Raw genomic sequence first — 17,415 nt, 5'->3', positions numbered from 1 at the left:
TGTTCACGAACAGCTCTATCTCGACCTTTTCAAGAGACTGCCATGACCGTTTATTTCATCGGCGCCGGGCCCGGCGATCCAGAGCTGATTACTGTCAAGGGCCAGCGCCTGATTCGCAGCTGCCCGCTGATCATTTATGCAGGTTCACTGGTGCCGCAAGCGGTCCTGACAGGCCACCAGGCCGAGCAAGTGATCAATAGCGCCGAGCTACACCTTGAACAGATCATCGAGCTGATCAAGGTGGCCGACGCCAAAGGCCAGGATGTGGCCCGCGTACACTCCGGCGACCCGAGCCTGTATGGCGCGATTGGTGAACAGATACGCTGCCTGCGCGAGCTGGGCATCGCTTTTGAAATCATTCCGGGAGTGACAGCCACGGCGGCCTGCGCAGCCATTTTGGGGGCGGAACTGACCCTGCCTGATATTTCCCAGACCGTGATCCTGACCCGCTATGCGGAGAAAACCGTGATGCCCGCCGGCGAAGAACTGGCCAGCCTGGCACAGCACAAGGCAACCATGGCGATTCATCTGGGGGTCAAGAATCTGGACAAAATCGTTGCCGAGCTGATCCCGCACTACGGTAGCGACTGCCCTATTGCCGTGATTCACCGTGCCAGTTGGCCAGATCAGGACTGGGTGCAAGGTACGCTGGCGGATATTGCGGCCAAGGTTCAGGCCAAGGGCTTCCGGCGTACCGCGCTGATTCTGGTGGGCCGGGTGCTGGCCAATGACAGTTTCGCCGAGTCGTCGCTGTACCGGGCGGGGCATGCACACTTGTATCGACCTTGAGTGCGGCCTGAGGGCTTTTAAACAACCATAAAAAAACGGTGCTCACGGGGCACCGTTTTTTCTTCAGCTTCGCAGCGAACGCCCTGTTAGTAGTAGGCGTTTTCTTTCTGCGAGTGGTCGGTCACGTCACGTACGCCTTTGAGCTCCGGCACACGCTCCAGCAAGGTGCGCTCGATGCCTTCACGCAAGGTCACGTCCGCCTGGCCGCAGCCCTGGCAACCGCCACCGAACTTGAGCACCGCGATACCATCTTCAACCACTTCGATCAGGCTGACCTGACCACCGTGGCTGGCCAAACCGGGATTGATCTCGGTTTGCAGGTAGTAGTTGATGCGCTCGTTGATCGGGCTGTCGGCGTTGACCATCGGCACTTTGGCGTTTGGCGCCTTGATGGTCAGCTGACCACCCATACGGTCCGTTGCGTAGTCCACCACGGCATCGTCCAGGAACGGTTCACTGAAAGAATCGATCCAGGCCGTGAAGCTTTTCAGGCCAATGGCGGTGTCTTCAGGTTTGACTTCAGCCGGCTTGCAGTAGGCAATGCAGGTTTCAGCGTACTGAGTACCGGGTTGGGTGATAAAAACGCGGATACCGATACCCGGGGTGTTCTGCTTGGACAGCAGATCAGCCAGGTAATCGTGGGCAGCGTCGGTAATCGTTATGGCGCTCATGGAATCTCCTCGCAGACATGGGACGCAGTTTACGCCAATCGGCGCGCCTGACAAAGTCCTAGTATTTTTGTCAGGAAAGCTGCGTCCCATTCGTTCAATTTCAACCGCCCCTTTACAGGTTTTCGTAGCGGTTCATGTCCAGTACGCCCGCTTCAACCGGGTCGGTTTCATTGATGTACTGGCCTATATCATGGAAGTACTGCCAAAACTGCGGGTGGCTGCGGCGGATGCCCCAACGCTCGACGATGGTGTCGAACGTTGCCTGATCCTTGCATTGCTCCATGGCCTCGACAAAGGCTTCGACCTGATCCGCAGGGATGTTGAACATGAAATTGGGGTAGCTGCTCAGCACTCCCGGGTAGATGGTCAAGGTGTCCAGCCCCGGCTCCAGGCGGTACTCCTCGCCCAGCATAAAGGCCACGTTGGTGTGAGCACGGTTGCGCAACATGCTGTACATCTCGCGCTTGCCGTCTGCACCTTCGATACGCAGCATGGTGGCTTCAGGCAATTGATTGATCACGTCCAGCCCGGCAGCAGGCCGCGAGGTCAAACGGCTGAGCGCTTGCTCGGCGTATTTGAATTCCTGCGCAATATTGGGCCGTGAGCAGTATGCACCCGAGCAGCGGTTGATCGGGTCGGGGCGCGCATTCAGGGTGCCGGTGCGCTCAATCAGCTTGAGGGCGAAGTCACGCTTGGGGTCGGCCGGGTCGAGCTTCATGCCGGTCGGGGTGTCTGTGTCAATTTTCTGGTAGTCCATCCACATCTTCAGCTTGCCGCTGTTCTGATACCAGTCGCTGAGGATCGACGCTCTGGAATCGGCGGGCATCAGGCGCAGGAAGTTGACTTCGGCACCGTTGCGGATCAAGTCAAAGTACAGACGGGTCTGAGCCTGGTGCGAGACATTGCCGAATACGTCGAAGTTGACTGCCAACTGGTAGTAGGTGCGCTCCAGCAAGGGGTAGTCGAACAGCCACATGGTTTGCGGGATCTCGCCGATCAGGCCCTTGCTGACACTGGCGCTGTCAAAGTGGCGGAATACCGTCAGCAAAGCGTTGTCGTTGCCCGCCCACAGGGTCGACCAGCTTGGAGGCGGCATATCGGCATAGGCCTTTTGCCGCAGCTTTTCATAGTCGTTACGCTTGTCGCGGTAGTTGTGCCACAGCGAAATAACGCTGCCAACGTCGTCGATCTGCCCGGGCATTGCCAGCAAGGGCGTTGCCAGGCCGCGATACACCGCGTCGGTGACATAACGGTCGCGGGCAGGCTCCTGAAACACGGTCCAGAAGTTGTCGCGGATTACATCGGTGGCAATTTGACCACGGCATACCGGCCCGCGGATAAAGGTGCGCACAAAGTATTCAGCGTTATCGAGCATAAATTGATAGCGCGCGACTGCCGGGATAGCCTCAAAGGTTTCAAACGGATTGGCACGCCCGCGTGGCCCGTAACCCGGCAGTTTGGTGGCATGCCAGTCGCCGCTGTAGAACAGCTGCTTGACCCGCGCCAGCTTATGCGCCCCCATCGGGTAGGTGATATGGGTCTTGTGCACGATCACGCCCTGCACCGGCTGCAAGCGATAGTAAAACGCCGTGCCCGGGTCATCGTTGGGGCGACGGGTGGCGATCAGGTCGACAGGTTGCCCGCTGGGCGTGCGCGAGCGCACCCATTGGAAATAATGCCCCGGCACACCGTTGTCAAAATAGGTATGGGCAAGAAACAGATGCTCGTACAACCAGCGCGCCACCAGTGCTTCGGTGGAACCCGGACGGTTGAACAACTCTTCCCACTCGGCAATTTGCGCAGCCTCGACCGCTGTGGGCTTGATGGCCTGCTGATCAACTTTAGCGCCCTGCGCCAGCCAGGTCTGCACGGTGCTGTATTGCTGGTCGGTCAGGCCGGTAACGGCCAGCGGCATACCCTCCTTGGGATGGCTCTGGGCATAAGCATTGAACTCACCGGGCGCGGGGCAGACGTTTTCGCGGTTCAGGCCCAGGACGATGTCTTCGGGCAATTTGGCATTCGGGGTCAACGGCGTGCTATGCCCCAGCTCCAGCATGCGGGCCATCAGGGCTGCTTGAGCGCCCTGGGCGTCGAGTACCGAGTAAAAGCCCTTGTTGCGCCATTCATTGGGGCCGCTGGCATCGTAGAAAATCCGCGTTGGAGCCACGGCATCCACCCGGTCGCCCTTGTAGACCGGTACCTTGCTCGCACCGCGGGTCGCGCCCTCTGCACTGCCGAGGTTGAGCTGGCAGGCCGCATCATTGCAAGCGTGGCAGGCAACGCATTTTTCGGTGAGGATCGGCTGGATATCCCGCGTATAGGAAATAGCCGGGCTGACCAACGGGGCCTGTGCCAACGCTGTACTGCACACCACCAGCGTCACGGCGCTGGTGAGTAGGCGAAAAAACATGTGCCATTGTCCTGATATCAAAAATATGTCGCGATTCTACCTGTCGAACAAACGCCGGAACATGAATCAAATTCATGTAAAACAGCAGACGCTCAAATCCCACGCAGGTTTGTTATGATTTCGCATCTTTTGCATGGCTCTAACAGGTAGTCCTATGTCTGACCGCAGCGCTCGTCTCCAAGCACTTCAGCAAGCCCTCAAAGAGCGCATTCTGATTCTCGATGGCGGCATGGGCACTATGATCCAAAGCTACCGTCTAGAGGAACACGACTATCGTGGCACACGCTTCGCCGACTGGCCGAGCGACGTCAAGGGTAACAACGACCTTCTGGTGCTCACCCGCCCCGACGTGATCGGCTCGATTGAAAAGGCCTATCTGGATGCCGGTGCCGATATTCTCGAAACCAACACCTTCAATGCTACCCAGGTTTCCCAGGCCGACTACGGCATGCAGGCACTGGCCTACGAGCTAAACGTAGAAGGCGCCCGCCTGGCGCGCAAGGTGGCTGATGCCAAAACGCTGGAAACCCCGGACAAACCACGCTTTGTTGCCGGTGTACTGGGCCCGACCAGCCGCACCTGCTCGCTGTCCCCGGACGTAAACAACCCCGGCTACCGCAACGTGACTTTCGATGAGCTGGTGGAGAACTACACCGAAGCCACCAAAGGCCTGATCGAAGGCGGCGCCGACCTGATCCTGATCGAGACCATCTTCGACACCCTCAATGCCAAGGCCGCGATTTTCGCCGTACAGGGCGTTTTCGAAGAGCTGGGTGTCGAGTTGCCGATCATGATTTCCGGCACCATTACCGACGCCTCCGGGCGTACCCTGTCGGGCCAGACCACCGAAGCGTTCTGGAACTCGGTGGCCCACGCCAAACCGATTTCCGTGGGTTTGAACTGCGCCCTGGGTGCCAGCGAACTGCGTCCGTACCTCGAAGAGCTGTCGAACAAGGCCAGCACCTACGTCTCGGCGCACCCCAACGCCGGCCTGCCCAACGAATTCGGCGAGTACGACGAACTGCCGGCGGAAACCGCCAAGGTCATTGAAGAGTTCGCCCAGAGCGGTTTCCTCAACATTGTCGGCGGTTGCTGCGGCACCACGCCGGGGCATATCCAGGCCATCGCCAACGCCGTAGCCGGTTATGCTCCGCGCCCGATCCCGGACATTCCAAAGGCCTGCCGTCTCTCCGGGCTTGAACCGTTCACCATCGATCGCAGCTCGTTGTTCGTCAACGTCGGCGAGCGAACCAACATCACCGGTTCTGCCCGCTTCGCCCGGCTGATTCGCGAAGACAACTACACCGAAGCCCTGGAAGTGGCCCTGCAACAGGTTGAAGCCGGTGCGCAGATCATCGACATCAACATGGACGAGGGCATGCTGGACTCGAAGAAGGCCATGGTGACCTTCCTCAACCTGATCGCCGGCGAGCCGGATATCAGCCGCGTACCGATCATGATCGACTCCTCCAAGTGGGAAGTGATCGAAGCGGGCCTCAAGTGCATCCAGGGCAAGGGCATCGTCAACTCGATCAGCATGAAAGAAGGCGTCGAGCAGTTCATTCATCACGCCAAACTGTGCAAGCGCTATGGTGCCGCCGTGGTGGTGATGGCTTTCGACGAAGCCGGCCAGGCCGACACCGAGGCGCGCAAAAAAGAAATCTGCAAACGCTCCTACGACATTCTGGTCAACGAAGTGGGCTTCCCGCCGGAAGACATCATTTTCGACCCGAACATCTTTGCCGTGGCCACCGGCATTGAAGAACACAACAACTACGCTGTGGACTTCATCAATGCCTGTGCCTATATCCGCGACGAACTGCCCTATGCCCTGACCTCGGGCGGTGTATCCAACGTGTCGTTCTCGTTCCGTGGCAACAACCCGGTTCGTGAGGCGATCCACTCGGTGTTCCTGCTGTATGCGATCCGCAACGGCCTGACCATGGGTATCGTCAACGCCGGCCAGCTGGAAATCTATGACCAGATCCCGGCCGAGTTGCGCGATGCCGTGGAAGATGTGGTGCTCAACCGCACCCCCGATGCCACCGACAACCTGCTGGCAATTGCCGACAAGTACAAGGGCGATGGCAGCGTCAAGGAAGCCGAAACCGAAGAGTGGCGCAGCTGGGACGTCAACAAGCGTCTGGAGCATGCACTGGTCAAGGGCATTACCACCCATATCGTTGAAGACACCGAAGAGTCGCGCCTGTCGTTCAAACGCCCGATCGAAGTGATCGAAGGCCCGCTGATGTCGGGCATGAACATCGTCGGCGACCTGTTCGGTGCGGGCAAAATGTTCCTGCCCCAGGTAGTCAAGTCTGCCCGCGTGATGAAACAGGCCGTGGCCCACTTGATCCCGTTTATCGAACTGGAAAAAGGCGACAAACCGGAAGCCAAGGGCAAGATCCTGATGGCCACGGTCAAGGGCGACGTGCATGACATCGGCAAGAATATTGTCGGCGTGGTGCTTGGCTGTAACGGCTACGACATCGTTGACCTGGGCGTGATGGTGCCGGCAGAGAAAATCCTGCAGGTAGCCAAAGAGCAGAAGTGCGACATTATCGGCCTTTCCGGCCTGATCACGCCGTCGCTGGATGAAATGGTGCATGTTGCCCGCGAGATGCAGCGTCAGAACTTCCACTTGCCACTGATGATCGGCGGTGCGACTACATCCAAGGCGCACACCGCAGTCAAGATCGAACCCAAGTATCAGAACGATGCCGTGATCTATGTCACCGACGCTTCTCGCGCCGTGGGCGTGGCCACGCAATTGCTGTCCAAGGAACTGAAACCGGCCTTTGTTCAGAAAACCCGCGAAGAGTACGTTGAGGTCCGCGAACGCACCGCCAATCGTAGTGCCCGCACCGAGCGCCTGAGCTACCCGGCATCGATCGCCAAAAAACCGCAGTTCGACTGGGCCGGCTACCAGCCGGTCAAACCGACCTTCACCGGTGCCAAGGTACTGGACAATATCGACCTCAAGGTACTGGCCGAGTACATCGACTGGACGCCGTTCTTTATTTCCTGGGACCTGGCTGGAAAATTCCCGCGCATCCTCACCGACGAAGTCGTCGGCGAAGCGGCCACGGCGCTGTATGCCGATGCCCAGGAAATGCTCAAAAAACTGATCGACGAGAAGCTGATCAGCGCCCGGGCAGTGTTCGGTTTCTGGCTGGCCAATCAGGTTAACGATGACGATTTGGAACTGTACGGTGACGATGGCCAGCCATTGGCCAAACTGCATCACTTGCGCCAGCAGATCATCAAGACCGACGGCAAGCCGAACTTCTCCCTGGCCGACTTTGTCGCACCCAAGGACAGCGGCGTGACCGACTACGTGGGCGGTTTTATCACTACCGCAGGCATCGGTGCCGAAGAAGTGGCCAAGGCGTATCAGGACGCGGGGGACGACTACAACTCGATCATGGTCAAGGCCCTGGCCGATCGTCTCGCCGAGGCCTGCGCAGAGTGGCTGCACCAGCAGGTGCGGACCCGCTACTGGGGCTACGCCAAGGATGAGCAGTTGGCCAATGAAGAGCTGATCAAGGAGCAATACAGCGGTATCCGCCCTGCTCCCGGCTACCCGGCTTGCCCGGACCACACCGAGAAAGCCACCCTGTTCAAGCTGCTGGATCCGGAGGCCGAAGAGATGCGTGCGGGCAAAAGCGGCGTGTTCCTGACCGAGCACTACGCCATGTTCCCGGCGGCAGCGGTTAGCGGCTGGTACTTCGCACATCCGCAAGCGCAGTACTTTGCGGTGGGCAAGGTCGACAAGGACCAGATCGAAAGCTACACGGCGCGCAAAGGGCAAGATTTGAGCGTGACCGAGCGCTGGCTGGCGCCAAACCTGGGGTATGACAACTAACAGGTAGCAACGCTTCCGACACCCTGCAGTCGCTGCCGGATGCGATCGATGACCAATCGATCGCAATGTCCGGCAACGACGACAGTCACTATGGGTTAATCAGGCTGCGTGGACAGCGTTGCGAGAACCTCTCCCGAGAGACGTTCACGCAAAAGTTGCTCTTCGCTGCGCTTGCGCTCATCCAGAGCGCCGAGCTCCTGTTGATACACCTCCCCGAGATCGGCATGTCGGTCTTCCAGCGCTTTATGCTCCACTTCAAAACGTTCCTCCAGAGCCAGGAATTCCTCTGGATACTGGCGCTTGAGGTAATTGATCCAGTAGCCCTGCAGGATCAACTGCTCCATAAAGGCCGGAGAATTTTCGGCTGCCTTTATTTTCAAATAAGCACTTTCAATCTCTTGCTCAGTGACTTTCGCCGCATGGCTGTATTGCATGCCCCTGGGCTGCGCAGGCAGGTCGAGGCGCTCGCTCAGGCTAATGCGATAGGCCAGTCGAACCTCCGCAGCGTCCGCTCCACGGCGTGATTGATAGGCAAATTGCGCGACCTCCTCCACTTGCCCCAAGCGAAACAGGCGCCGGCCCAGCTCGAGCAACGCAGGCCCTTCCTGGCCAGCCACCACTGAGCGCAGGGCATTGAACTCAAACACCTTCACTTCCAGATCGCTGAACAGCAGGATTCGACCATCGCCACAGGTCACATCGGAATGACCGATGATAAATAGCTCGTCGCGTAACTGGCTATCGGATGCAGCTGCCTGCAGTACATTCCAGACCCGCCGGGTCAGGCCCGGTCTGTCCTGGATATAGTCCTGGGTGAATTGCAGCTGATCCAGCAAATAGAACAGCCCCCTGCTCTCCTTTTGCGCCAGCAGGTCGTCCCAGATCACTGGCCTCGGCGAGCCTTGCGGCTCCCCCACACACCAGCGGGCCTTTTGCTCGGCCAGTTGCTCGGGTGTCAGGTGCTCCAGATGATCGAGGTTTTCGTCGACACCAGCGGCCCCGTACTCAGGCTCATCACTGCTGAGCGAAGCGTTATCGGAGAAGGCCAGGCCGTCTTCAATGTCCTCAAGGGAGCATCCGAGGTCATTGCCCGAAAAGCTCCTGTAGTCTCTTAAGGTTGCATAGCCTGATGTGGAGAGCAGGTTATGGGACAAATCAGTATGAGCCATCAATGCGTCGTTATCGCCCTCAAACAGCTCAACAGGGATCGTATCGATCTGGTTGTTGCTCAGGTTGAGGGTTCTGAGGGTCGGGGTTGTGAGTACCCGGGTCGGCCAGCGCACCAGCCTGTTCCCCCTCAGGTTCAGGGTTTGCAATTCGCTCATGCCAGTAAGGTCAAATGTGTCGAGCCTGTTGTAGCTCAGATCCAGCCATTCCAGGTGCGCCAGTGATTGCAACTGGCGACTCAAGCCCTCCTCGTCCTGCAAGCGGTTGTGGGCAGCCTCCAGCCGGGTGAGGTTTTCAAGCGAGCCGATACCCTCCGGCAAACGGGTCAGCTCATTATTATTGAGGTGCAAGGTACGCAAGCCGGGAAATTCGCGGATAAACCCTTGCGAGCCCCCGGCAGTAATGCGTACACCGCTGAGGTTCAGTGTGGTGATATGCGTCTGGGACACATTCAGCGGCGGTATATCCCCCAGGCACAGGTCCGAGAAGTCCAGGGTATGCACAGACTCGGGCTGCGCCGTTGTGACGGTCTCCAGCCCATCGCGCCAGGCCTGCATGATCCTGTCAGCCGCACGCCTGCGATCGACGGCACTGACCCAGCGTCCGCTTTCCCTGTGGCCCGGAATATTGATCCAGCCATTCAGGCGCTGGACCAGAGCGTCGTATTGGTGATTCCACTCGGCAAGCCGGGCGTCGATTTCCAGCACACCCATGCCACGGGCCTGCATCTGTTCAAGGTATTGCACTGCATCATGCAGGCTCAGATCGGGATGGACCCTTTGCAGCAGGGTGGTGCGGTTCAATTCCGGGGCACCGGGCTGAAATATCGGTGCGGGGCTCAACAAGACTTCATCCGTCTTCAATACTGGAGCGGCCGCCAACAACAGGTCCGGCTTGTCAGCGACAATGGCAGGGAAAAACTCGGGCGTTCCCCCGGTCCTGCGTGCTGCCAGTAATCCGATCGCTATATTGCCTGCCGTGTCGCGTCCCGAACGCTGGGCATGAGCCAGCAAATCGGCACAGCTTTGCGCATCCAGCTGGCAACCATTCAACTTCACCCCCTGCATCAGTGCCTCATGACCCACGAGAGCCGTCGCAGGGACAGTCCTGATTGCGCTGTTGCTCATATCCAGAAACCGCAACCGGGGCAGATCAAAAACCCCGGCTGGCCAGCTGCGAATGGCCGTATGACTGAGATCAAGCGACTCCAGCTTGGTCAGCGCCCCGATATCCAGCGCTGTCACCCGGTTGCCCTGCAGATTCAAGCGCACGAGCCCATGCAGGCCACTCAACTGCATCTGCAACGAGGGGCTCATCACCAACTCGTTGTGCGCCAGGTTGAGGTCTGTGAGCTGGCGCAAATTACCCAGAGCATTCGGCAGCAAATCCAGGCCGTTGCGGCTCAGGTCCAACTCCCGGAGCTGGCCGAACGCCTGCAGAAACCGATCCATTTCCTCGACAGCCACCTCCAGCTCGCTCAAGTTGAGGCGATGGACATGGGCAAACGCCTGCCCCCCCGGCACAGGTGGCAGAGAACTGATTATTTCGTCTGCCAGATCCAGCTCCTGATTTACAGTACTGACCCGCCAGGAAGGCCCGGCGCCAGCATCCTCCAACCCCAGTCGGGGTGAAATTCCAGCACGCCAGCAGCGCTGAATCTTGTCAGCCGCTTGCCTGCGCAACAGCGTTTGCGTCGTCTCAGGATCCTGAGACACCCAAGCCTCCAGAGCCTCGGCAAACCTGTAGTGCTCTTCATGCAAGCCGTTAACGCGCCGCATCAGCTCAGCCACGGCTTGTTCGCCAAGGGACCAACGCGTAATTACCGTACTGGCAAACAGTCGGTCATGGGGCATGAAACGGGTCAGGCAACCTGTGCAGTAAGCGATTGTCCATTTCTCCAGATCCACCGTTCGCACAGGATGGGTACGCAGGCGCTCGTAGGCTCTCATGGCCGTTGACGGCTCAATGCCTGACCAATCCAGAAGCAAGCCCGCCCATAACTGCTGATGTCCGGTGAACAGCTCATCGGGCAACGTTGTTATCGAGGTTCCAAACAGGTCCAGGGTTTCAAGATCAGTGAGATCCAACAGGCCTGCTGGCCACTGAACAAGTCGTCCTTTGATCTGCAATTGCCGCAGCCGCGGCCAGCCACTGACATCCAGCGTTTCCAGTGCCCCCTGCACAGACAGGCATTCGATCTGCCCAAGGGTTGTCAGCCGGTCCATGAACTCACGGGTCAAGCCCTGCCAGTCGGCTTCCAGTGACAGCTCGCTGACCGTGGGCAACTGCGCCAATGCATCGGCAACGGGCATCATCTGTGATCGCTGAAGGCTTATTTCCAGGCGCTCCACGCTGGGGAAGCGCTTGACAAATCCGGCATCGGGCTCGCTCACCATCAGGTCGGCGCTCAGCCGCAATGTCCGCACATGGGAAAAGTCAGCGTCCAGTACAGGAAATTCACTCGCCCAGCTAAGGTCAAATTCAAGATCCAGATAAGCAAAAGGTTCAATACGACTCAGTACACCCTCCCGCCAACAACCTACCAGCCGGTCAGCCGTCAAGCGCCGCATCCGTTGGTTAAAGGGCCCGCTGGCTGTGCTCGACCACAGTTCCAGTGTGCTACGCAATGTGTCCAGCTCACGTTGGCGACTGGCTAGAAAATCGAAGATATGCTGGGCAGACTCTCCATCGTCGATGCGCTTGCGCACATAGGCCTCGGCCTGTTCGTCGCTGATTTGCGGGCAAATATCGCGCACACGGCTAATCAACGACGGACTCACGTCAAAGGCTGCCCCTTTGCCCGACAAGGCATAGCCGATCCGACCATTGATTCTCTGCAAGGCGGGTCTTGCAACCACAGGATGCAATTTCAGCGTGCGGGCCATTTCCCTGCGGTGCGAAGTGGCGTAGCGAGCCACTGCAGCCGGGCTGACGACGTCTTGACTGGCGCTCAGGTGCAACATTGCCTCAATGGCCAGGCGCTCACTGTCGAGATTCGCCAGCCCCGGCACATACAGGCCGGCCAGCGCCCGGTTCAAACGGCCCTGTTGCGCGTACTCACGCGCCAGCCGGTCCAGCCGCCTCGACCCCCGACCTGTCCGGCGCAGGCGTGCCACATCATTCTCAACGGCAAGCTCAAGCACTTCCTGAGCCGCAGACTCAGACAGCATGGGAAATCGTCGACGTACTAATTCGACATTCGCTTGAGCCGTCCGGCCTGTGCCGGTCAGTCGGGCAAGCAGTGCGTGCTTGCCCGCTCTTGTGCCATCGACCAGCATGCCCAGCTCCCGCTCAACCCGCCATTGTTGCAATGTGTCCCTCAACAAAGCAGGCACGGGCAGGCAGTCCACATGCACCCTGCGCAAGGTTTCGTCACTGACCGCACTGATGTCGCCGATCTGCCCCAGTTCTTCATCATCGAACATGCGGGTCACGTGCCCCAGTCGACGCAGCAAGGTCGGGCGCTCCCATTGCAAGGGCTGTTCATGCTCGAGACGCCAGGCTCCTTCATGGTTATGCATGAGGATTGGCTGATAAGCATTTTCGTCGCTCGGATGCTTTATCCTCCAGGCATTAAGCTGCTGATCGAAGGCCTGCTCGTAGAACTGTCGGCCCACCTGGACCCAGGTTTTGCCGTCTGCCCGATACTGGCCCAGAGCATTGGGCTCAAGCCGGGTATTGAGCGGCAACTGGCATTGATAGGCCTCGATTTCGGGCCGCCACAGACGGGTTTCACCGTTGGGCAAGACGATTTGCCTGAACCTGTCGATCCCGGCGGGGTCAGTCGCCAACCTGCCACTGGCTACGTGGCCTGCAACCCCTGTTGCACCACTCAGCACGATATTCAGCGCAACGGACTCCACATGCGACCAGGCATCCTCGACATCGCCTGCCTGCCACGACTCGATGCCCTGGTAGATGTCCATACTCATCTGTAGAGCCATCACTGCCATCATGACCTCCCCTGCACCGGGGATTAAAAACGCTGCCACATTCAACACATCAAGACCAAGGCCAAGGTAGTCATCAAGACGCTGCTGCAAGCGCTTGCTGTCGGCATCGGCTGTGGGCACTGCAAGTGCCCGGGCATTGGCTTTGAGCCTGTCCAGATGAAGGGTATTGAGGGCCGTGAACAGCCCTGCTGATGACGTTTCGATGCTTACCAGCTCCAGCTTCAGGTCCACCTCATCAACATAATCTGCTGGCTCGATACCTCTCGGATCAGGCGTGGTCTTGTACAACTGATGATTCAATCGCTGCAAAAAAAGTGCGCCGTTCCCTTGGGGGACCAGACTGGCAAACAGCTGCTGATACGCGGGCAGACGCAAATTCAGACCCAGCTCATACTGAAATGCTTCCAGCGAGGGGTATTCTTTGAGTGCCGAGAACGGTGCCCCCGGGATATAGACCACCACGGGCTCAACCTCAGGTTTTTTCATCAGCGGCACACCGCTCAATCCGGTGCGCTCCCATTCCAGAACCGGCCACCTGGAACGATCCGGGCCGATAATCAACACCTCGTCCAAGACCTGGCCATAGAGCTGGAGCTGGCTGAACACTACAGGTTTTGCATATAACGACACGCGCGGTTGCTCCTCCAGCAACGTACTGATCATGGCAAAACCAGAGTCAGTGATATGCCGTTGCAGCAGTGCCCGATGCAAGCGTACGGCCAGCAGTGCTTTTTGCGCCCGGATCATTAGGGCGCGCACCGCTGGTGGAGCAAAAACCGCCTGCAGATGGGCCTGGTACTGCTGCCCCAAATCCAGGGATCTGCACAGCTGTGAGAACACTTCGGGTGACATGGGTAATGTTTCGCGGTAAGCAAAACCGGGAACCGGCCGAAGACTTTCCCACTCCTGTCGGAATCTGTGTGCCACAACCCCAGAACCATGCACCAGGGTGTCCGACACAATGGCCAGTTGATCAGGGCCCTTGTCTGGCTGGAACCGTTCGACAGGCAAAGCGCCCTGCGGCGCCAACGCGCTAAGTTGTCCTGCGACCCTTTGGGAAAAATCTTCACTGCCGTCAAAGTTGAGCAAGGCAGCCTGTAACAGGCTGTGTTGGCGCACGGGCTGATTGCGGCGCAGATAAAACAGCCGGTCTGTGTTGACGTCCATTGCCCGGCCTTGGCCAAGGTGACTGTGCAATGCCTCCTGCAAGCGGGGCTCGGCAAACTGGGTGATCCCCTGCAGGCCTTTCAGTGCCCTGGCCAAGGCCTGATTGGCAGCCCGGCTGTGAGCCTGGCTGTCGAGCAGGGCCTGACGCAGCCACCTTGGTGCGCGGCCGAGACCATCGGCTGCTCCAGCCTCTGAAGCATGCGCCGGAAACAATCCCGGCTTGAGGCGTTTGATATCTGCCACAGCGCTGTGTTTGACCCAGGCGGGTATTCTGGATTTTATGAAGGCTGCGTGGGGCCCCGGCCCCGAGACAATGTACGAACTTTCCATGACCGGCTTCTTCCTGAAACGCATGTGAATGAGCGCCTCAGTACAACCGACAGTGCCCGGGCATGGGTGGTAGATAGTTAATGGGCCTTGAAGTTGACTACGCTATGGGATGTAGCCGTTCCAACCTCAGACAGCCGAGGCATCTATGAACGATCCTGCCGACAACAAGCCGCCGAGCTTCTGGCAAATGCTGCACAGCGTCATGGCCGCTGCCTTTGGCGTGCAAAGCGGAAAAAACAGGACTCGGGATTTTTCCCACGGAAAAGCCTCCCACTTCCTTCTCATGGGGCTGCTATTTACCTTGGTGTTTGCCTTGACCCTGTACGGGATCGTCACGCTGGTGGTTCATCTGGCGGGGGTTTAGGGACGCAAATTGGCAGCGCGTACCTGAGTGCCGGACACGCAAAGGCCTGGGGGGGCCATGCACAACGTTGGCATTGTTGAGCATGCCAACGGCAGCGAGGGCGGCACCAGGTAATGTCGACAAGCTCTTTAGCGGCTACATCCGCCTCATCAGCCTCGACCTTGCACGCTTGCTACTGGTGGCTGACCCAGTACACGGCAGTAGAAACCACCAGAATGATCAGAAAGAAAATGGCCCATGCATCGACCTTGCTGTCGCTTTTACGCGCTTTGACTGGAGTACTCATCGCATCGCCTTTTTTCGGTTTTATGGGTGATTGCTTGAAGTCCTTAAAACAGTTAAGTCCAGCAATGCCCTTCCCACAAGTAAGGGATTGAGAATCAAACGCTTATAGTCGTTTTGGTTCTTTGCATATGCTTAAACATCACTTTTGCGCATAACTACAAACTGGTATCGTGCCCCGCTCCTTGGGGAGTGCGCGGCCGTGCGCGCAGATAAGCTGTTAGCAGCCTGAGAACAGGACCTATATGTACGTATATGACGAGTACGATCAGCAGATCATCGAGGACCGCGTCAAGCAGTTCCGGGATCAGACCCGACGCTATCTGGCAGGTGAGCTGAGCGAAGAAGAGTTCCGCCCCCTGCGCCTGCAAAATGGCCTTTATGTTCAACGCTTTGCCCCAATGCTGCGGGTCGCTGTGCCTTATGGCCAGTTGACTTCGCGTCAGGCGCGAATGATGGCCAAAATCGCTCGTGACTATGACAAGGGCTATGCCCACATCAGTACCCGCCAGAACGTGCAATTCAACTGGCCTGCGCTGGAAGACATCCCGGACATCCTGGAAGAACTGGCCACCGTGCAGATGCACGCCATTCAGACCAGCGGCAACTGCCTGCGCAACGTCACCACCGACCAGTTCGCCGGTGTTGCTGCGGATGAACTGATCGATTCGCGCCCTTGGTGCGAAATCGTGCGTCAGTGGACGACTTTCCACCCGGAATTCGCCTACTTGCCACGCAAATTCAAAATTGCAATCAACGGTTCGACATCTGACCGTGCAGCCATTGAAGTGCATGACATCGGCCTGGAGCCGGTGCTCAACGACGCCGGCGAAGTGGGCTTCCGTGTACTGGTAGGTGGCGGCCTGGGCCGTACCCCGGTAATCGGTGCCTTCATCAATGAGTTCTTGCCGTGGCAAGACCTGTTGAGCTACCTCGAGGCCATCCTGCGTGTCTACAACCGCTATGGCCGTCGTGACAACAAGTACAAGGCGCGGATCAAGATTCTGGTCAAGGCGCTGACGCCTGAAGTGTTCGCCGAGCGTGTTGAGGCCGAAATGGTTCACTTGCGCGGCGGTTCGAACACCCTGACCGAAGCCGAAGTGCAGCGTATCGCCAAGCACTTCGTCGATCCTGACTACAAAGCCCTGCCCGACTTCGGCGCCGAACTGGCCGAACTCGACAAGCAGCACCCGGGTTTTGCCCGTTGGCGCGTACGCAACACGTTGGCCCACAAAAAACCGGGCTATGTCGCCGTTACTTTGTCGCTCAAACCTACAGGTGTAGCCCCGGGCGATGTGACCGACAAGCAGTGGGATGCCATCGCCGACATGGCCGACCGTTACAGCTTTGGCCAACTGCGTACTTCCCACGAGCAGAACATTATCCTGGCCGATGTTGAAGAGAGCCAGCTGTTCACCATGTGGGGCGAGTTGCGCGAAAATGGGTTCGCCACGCCCAACATCGGTTTGCTGACCGACATGATCTGCTGCCCTGGTGGTGACTTCTGCTCCCTGGCCAACGCCAAGTCGATCCCGATTGCCGAATCGATCCAGCGCCGCTTTGAAAACCTGGACTACCTGTTCGATATTGGCGAACTGGACCTGAACATTTCCGGTTGCATGAACGCCTGTGGTCACCACCACGTCGGGCATATCGGTATTCTCGGCGTAGATAAAAAAGGCGCCGAGTTCTATCAGGTATCCCTGGGTGGCAGTGCCAGCCGTGATGCCAGTCTCGGCAAGATTCTGGGCCCGTCCTTTGCCCAGGACGCCATGCCGGATGTGATTGAAAAGCTGATCGACGTCTATGTTGAAAAACGTACCGAAGACGAACGTTTTATCGATACCTACCAGCGTATCGGCATTGACCCTTTCAAGGAGCGCGTCTATGCAGCGAATAATTAAGAACAACCAGGTCATCGATGAAACCTGGCACTTGCTGCCCAAGGAAACCAGCTTTGACGAAATCTCCAATTGCGACGACCTGATCGTGCCTTTGGTGATGTGGCGCGAACACGGCCACGCACTCAAGGCCCGCGACGGCGGCCTGGGCGTGTGGCTGGACAGCGACGAAGAAGCTGAAGAGCTGGGCGAGGACGTGGCGAACTTTCAGGTTATTGCCCTGAACTTCCCGGCTTTCACTGATGGCCGCAGTTATTCCAACGCCCGTTTGCTGCGTGACCGCTATGGTTATAAAGGCGAACTTCGCGCCATTGGCGATGTTCTGCGCGACCAGTTGTTCTATCTGCATCGCTGTGGCTTTGACGCATTCGCCATCCGTGCCGATAAAGACCCTTACGAAGCGCTGGAAGGCCTCAAGGACTTCTCGGTGACCTACCAGTCTTCAACCGACGAGCCGATGCCGCTGTTCCGTCGTCGCTGATGCTGTGGCTGGCCCTGGTTACCCAGGGCCAGCGC

At 58.3% G+C, this 17,415-nt stretch carries 8 protein-coding genes; 5 read left to right on the top strand and 3 right to left on the bottom strand.

All coding sequences use genetic code 11. From position 1 onward, the window contains the following. Positions 1-42 precede the first annotated feature (42 nt). On the top strand, positions 43-789 hold the full coding sequence (gene cobM, locus V6L81_RS13980; protein ID WP_095000399.1) for a precorrin-4 C(11)-methyltransferase: 747 nt from the start codon (positions 43-45) through the stop codon (positions 787-789). A gap of 86 nt (positions 790-875) precedes the next feature. Here cobM and nfuA read toward each other — a convergent pair whose 3' ends face one another. Next, the gene (gene nfuA / locus V6L81_RS13975) at positions 876-1,460 is read right to left on the bottom strand and encodes a Fe-S biogenesis protein NfuA (protein ID WP_016781101.1); all 585 of its coding nucleotides are present in this window, start codon (positions 1,458-1,460) and stop codon (positions 876-878) included. Positions 1,461-1,572: 112 nt separating this feature from the next. Further along, positions 1,573-3,870, bottom strand: a complete 2,298-nt coding sequence (locus V6L81_RS13970) for a fatty acid cis/trans isomerase (RefSeq protein WP_338660051.1) — start codon at positions 3,868-3,870, stop codon at positions 1,573-1,575. A 154-nt stretch (positions 3,871-4,024) separates the two neighbouring features. Between V6L81_RS13970 and metH the strand changes: the two genes are divergently transcribed. Next, the gene (gene metH / locus V6L81_RS13965) at positions 4,025-7,735 is read left to right on the top strand and encodes a methionine synthase (protein ID WP_338660050.1); all 3,711 of its coding nucleotides are present in this window, start codon (positions 4,025-4,027) and stop codon (positions 7,733-7,735) included. Positions 7,736-7,830: 95 nt separating this feature from the next. On the opposite strand, the gene V6L81_RS13960 is transcribed toward metH, so the two are convergent. Beyond that, entirely contained in the window at positions 7,831-14,352 is a 6,522-nt protein-coding gene (locus V6L81_RS13960) for an NEL-type E3 ubiquitin ligase domain-containing protein (RefSeq protein ID WP_338660049.1), read from the bottom strand. Between the two features lie 145 nt (positions 14,353-14,497). Between V6L81_RS13960 and V6L81_RS13955 the strand changes: the two genes are divergently transcribed. From V6L81_RS13955 to V6L81_RS13945, 3 genes are all read left to right on the top strand, one after another. Next, the gene (locus V6L81_RS13955) at positions 14,498-14,716 is read left to right on the top strand and encodes a DUF2970 domain-containing protein (RefSeq protein ID WP_338660048.1); all 219 of its coding nucleotides are present in this window, start codon (positions 14,498-14,500) and stop codon (positions 14,714-14,716) included. Between the two features lie 527 nt (positions 14,717-15,243). Further along, positions 15,244-16,902 (top strand): nitrite/sulfite reductase, encoded by a 1,659-nt coding sequence (locus tag V6L81_RS13950; RefSeq protein ID WP_016781107.1) that lies wholly within the window; start codon positions 15,244-15,246, stop codon positions 16,900-16,902. Further along, a complete protein-coding gene (locus V6L81_RS13945; RefSeq protein ID WP_095000404.1) occupies positions 16,886-17,380 on the top strand; it encodes a DUF934 domain-containing protein in 495 nt (164 codons plus the stop codon). The genes V6L81_RS13950 and V6L81_RS13945 overlap by 17 nt, the downstream gene beginning before the upstream one ends. Positions 17,381-17,415: the final 35 nt, after the last annotated feature.

Origin of the sequence: Pseudomonas bubulae (assembly GCF_037023725.1) — a bacterium.
GTDB lineage: Bacteria > Pseudomonadota > Gammaproteobacteria > Pseudomonadales > Pseudomonadaceae > Aquipseudomonas > Aquipseudomonas bubulae.
The sequence above is the reverse complement of the archived record's forward strand: the minus strand, read 5'-3'. Positions and strand labels throughout refer to the sequence as shown.

What these genes read in the sequence shown, in the direction of transcription:
- cobM (WP_095000399.1), top strand. Translation starts at nt 43, where the DNA reads ATGACCGTTTATTTCATCGGCGCCGGGCCCGGCGATCCAGAGCTGATT.
- nfuA (WP_016781101.1), bottom strand. Translation starts at nt 1,460, where the DNA reads ATGAGCGCCATAACGATTACCGACGCTGCCCACGATTACCTGGCTGAT.
- V6L81_RS13970 (WP_338660051.1), bottom strand. Translation starts at nt 3,870, where the DNA reads ATGTTTTTTCGCCTACTCACCAGCGCCGTGACGCTGGTGGTGTGCAGT.
- metH (WP_338660050.1), top strand. Translation starts at nt 4,025, where the DNA reads ATGTCTGACCGCAGCGCTCGTCTCCAAGCACTTCAGCAAGCCCTCAAA.
- V6L81_RS13960 (WP_338660049.1), bottom strand. Translation starts at nt 14,352, where the DNA reads ATGGAAAGTTCGTACATTGTCTCGGGGCCGGGGCCCCACGCAGCCTTC.
- V6L81_RS13955 (WP_338660048.1), top strand. Translation starts at nt 14,498, where the DNA reads ATGAACGATCCTGCCGACAACAAGCCGCCGAGCTTCTGGCAAATGCTG.
- V6L81_RS13950 (WP_016781107.1), top strand. Translation starts at nt 15,244, where the DNA reads ATGTACGTATATGACGAGTACGATCAGCAGATCATCGAGGACCGCGTC.
- V6L81_RS13945 (WP_095000404.1), top strand. Translation starts at nt 16,886, where the DNA reads ATGCAGCGAATAATTAAGAACAACCAGGTCATCGATGAAACCTGGCAC.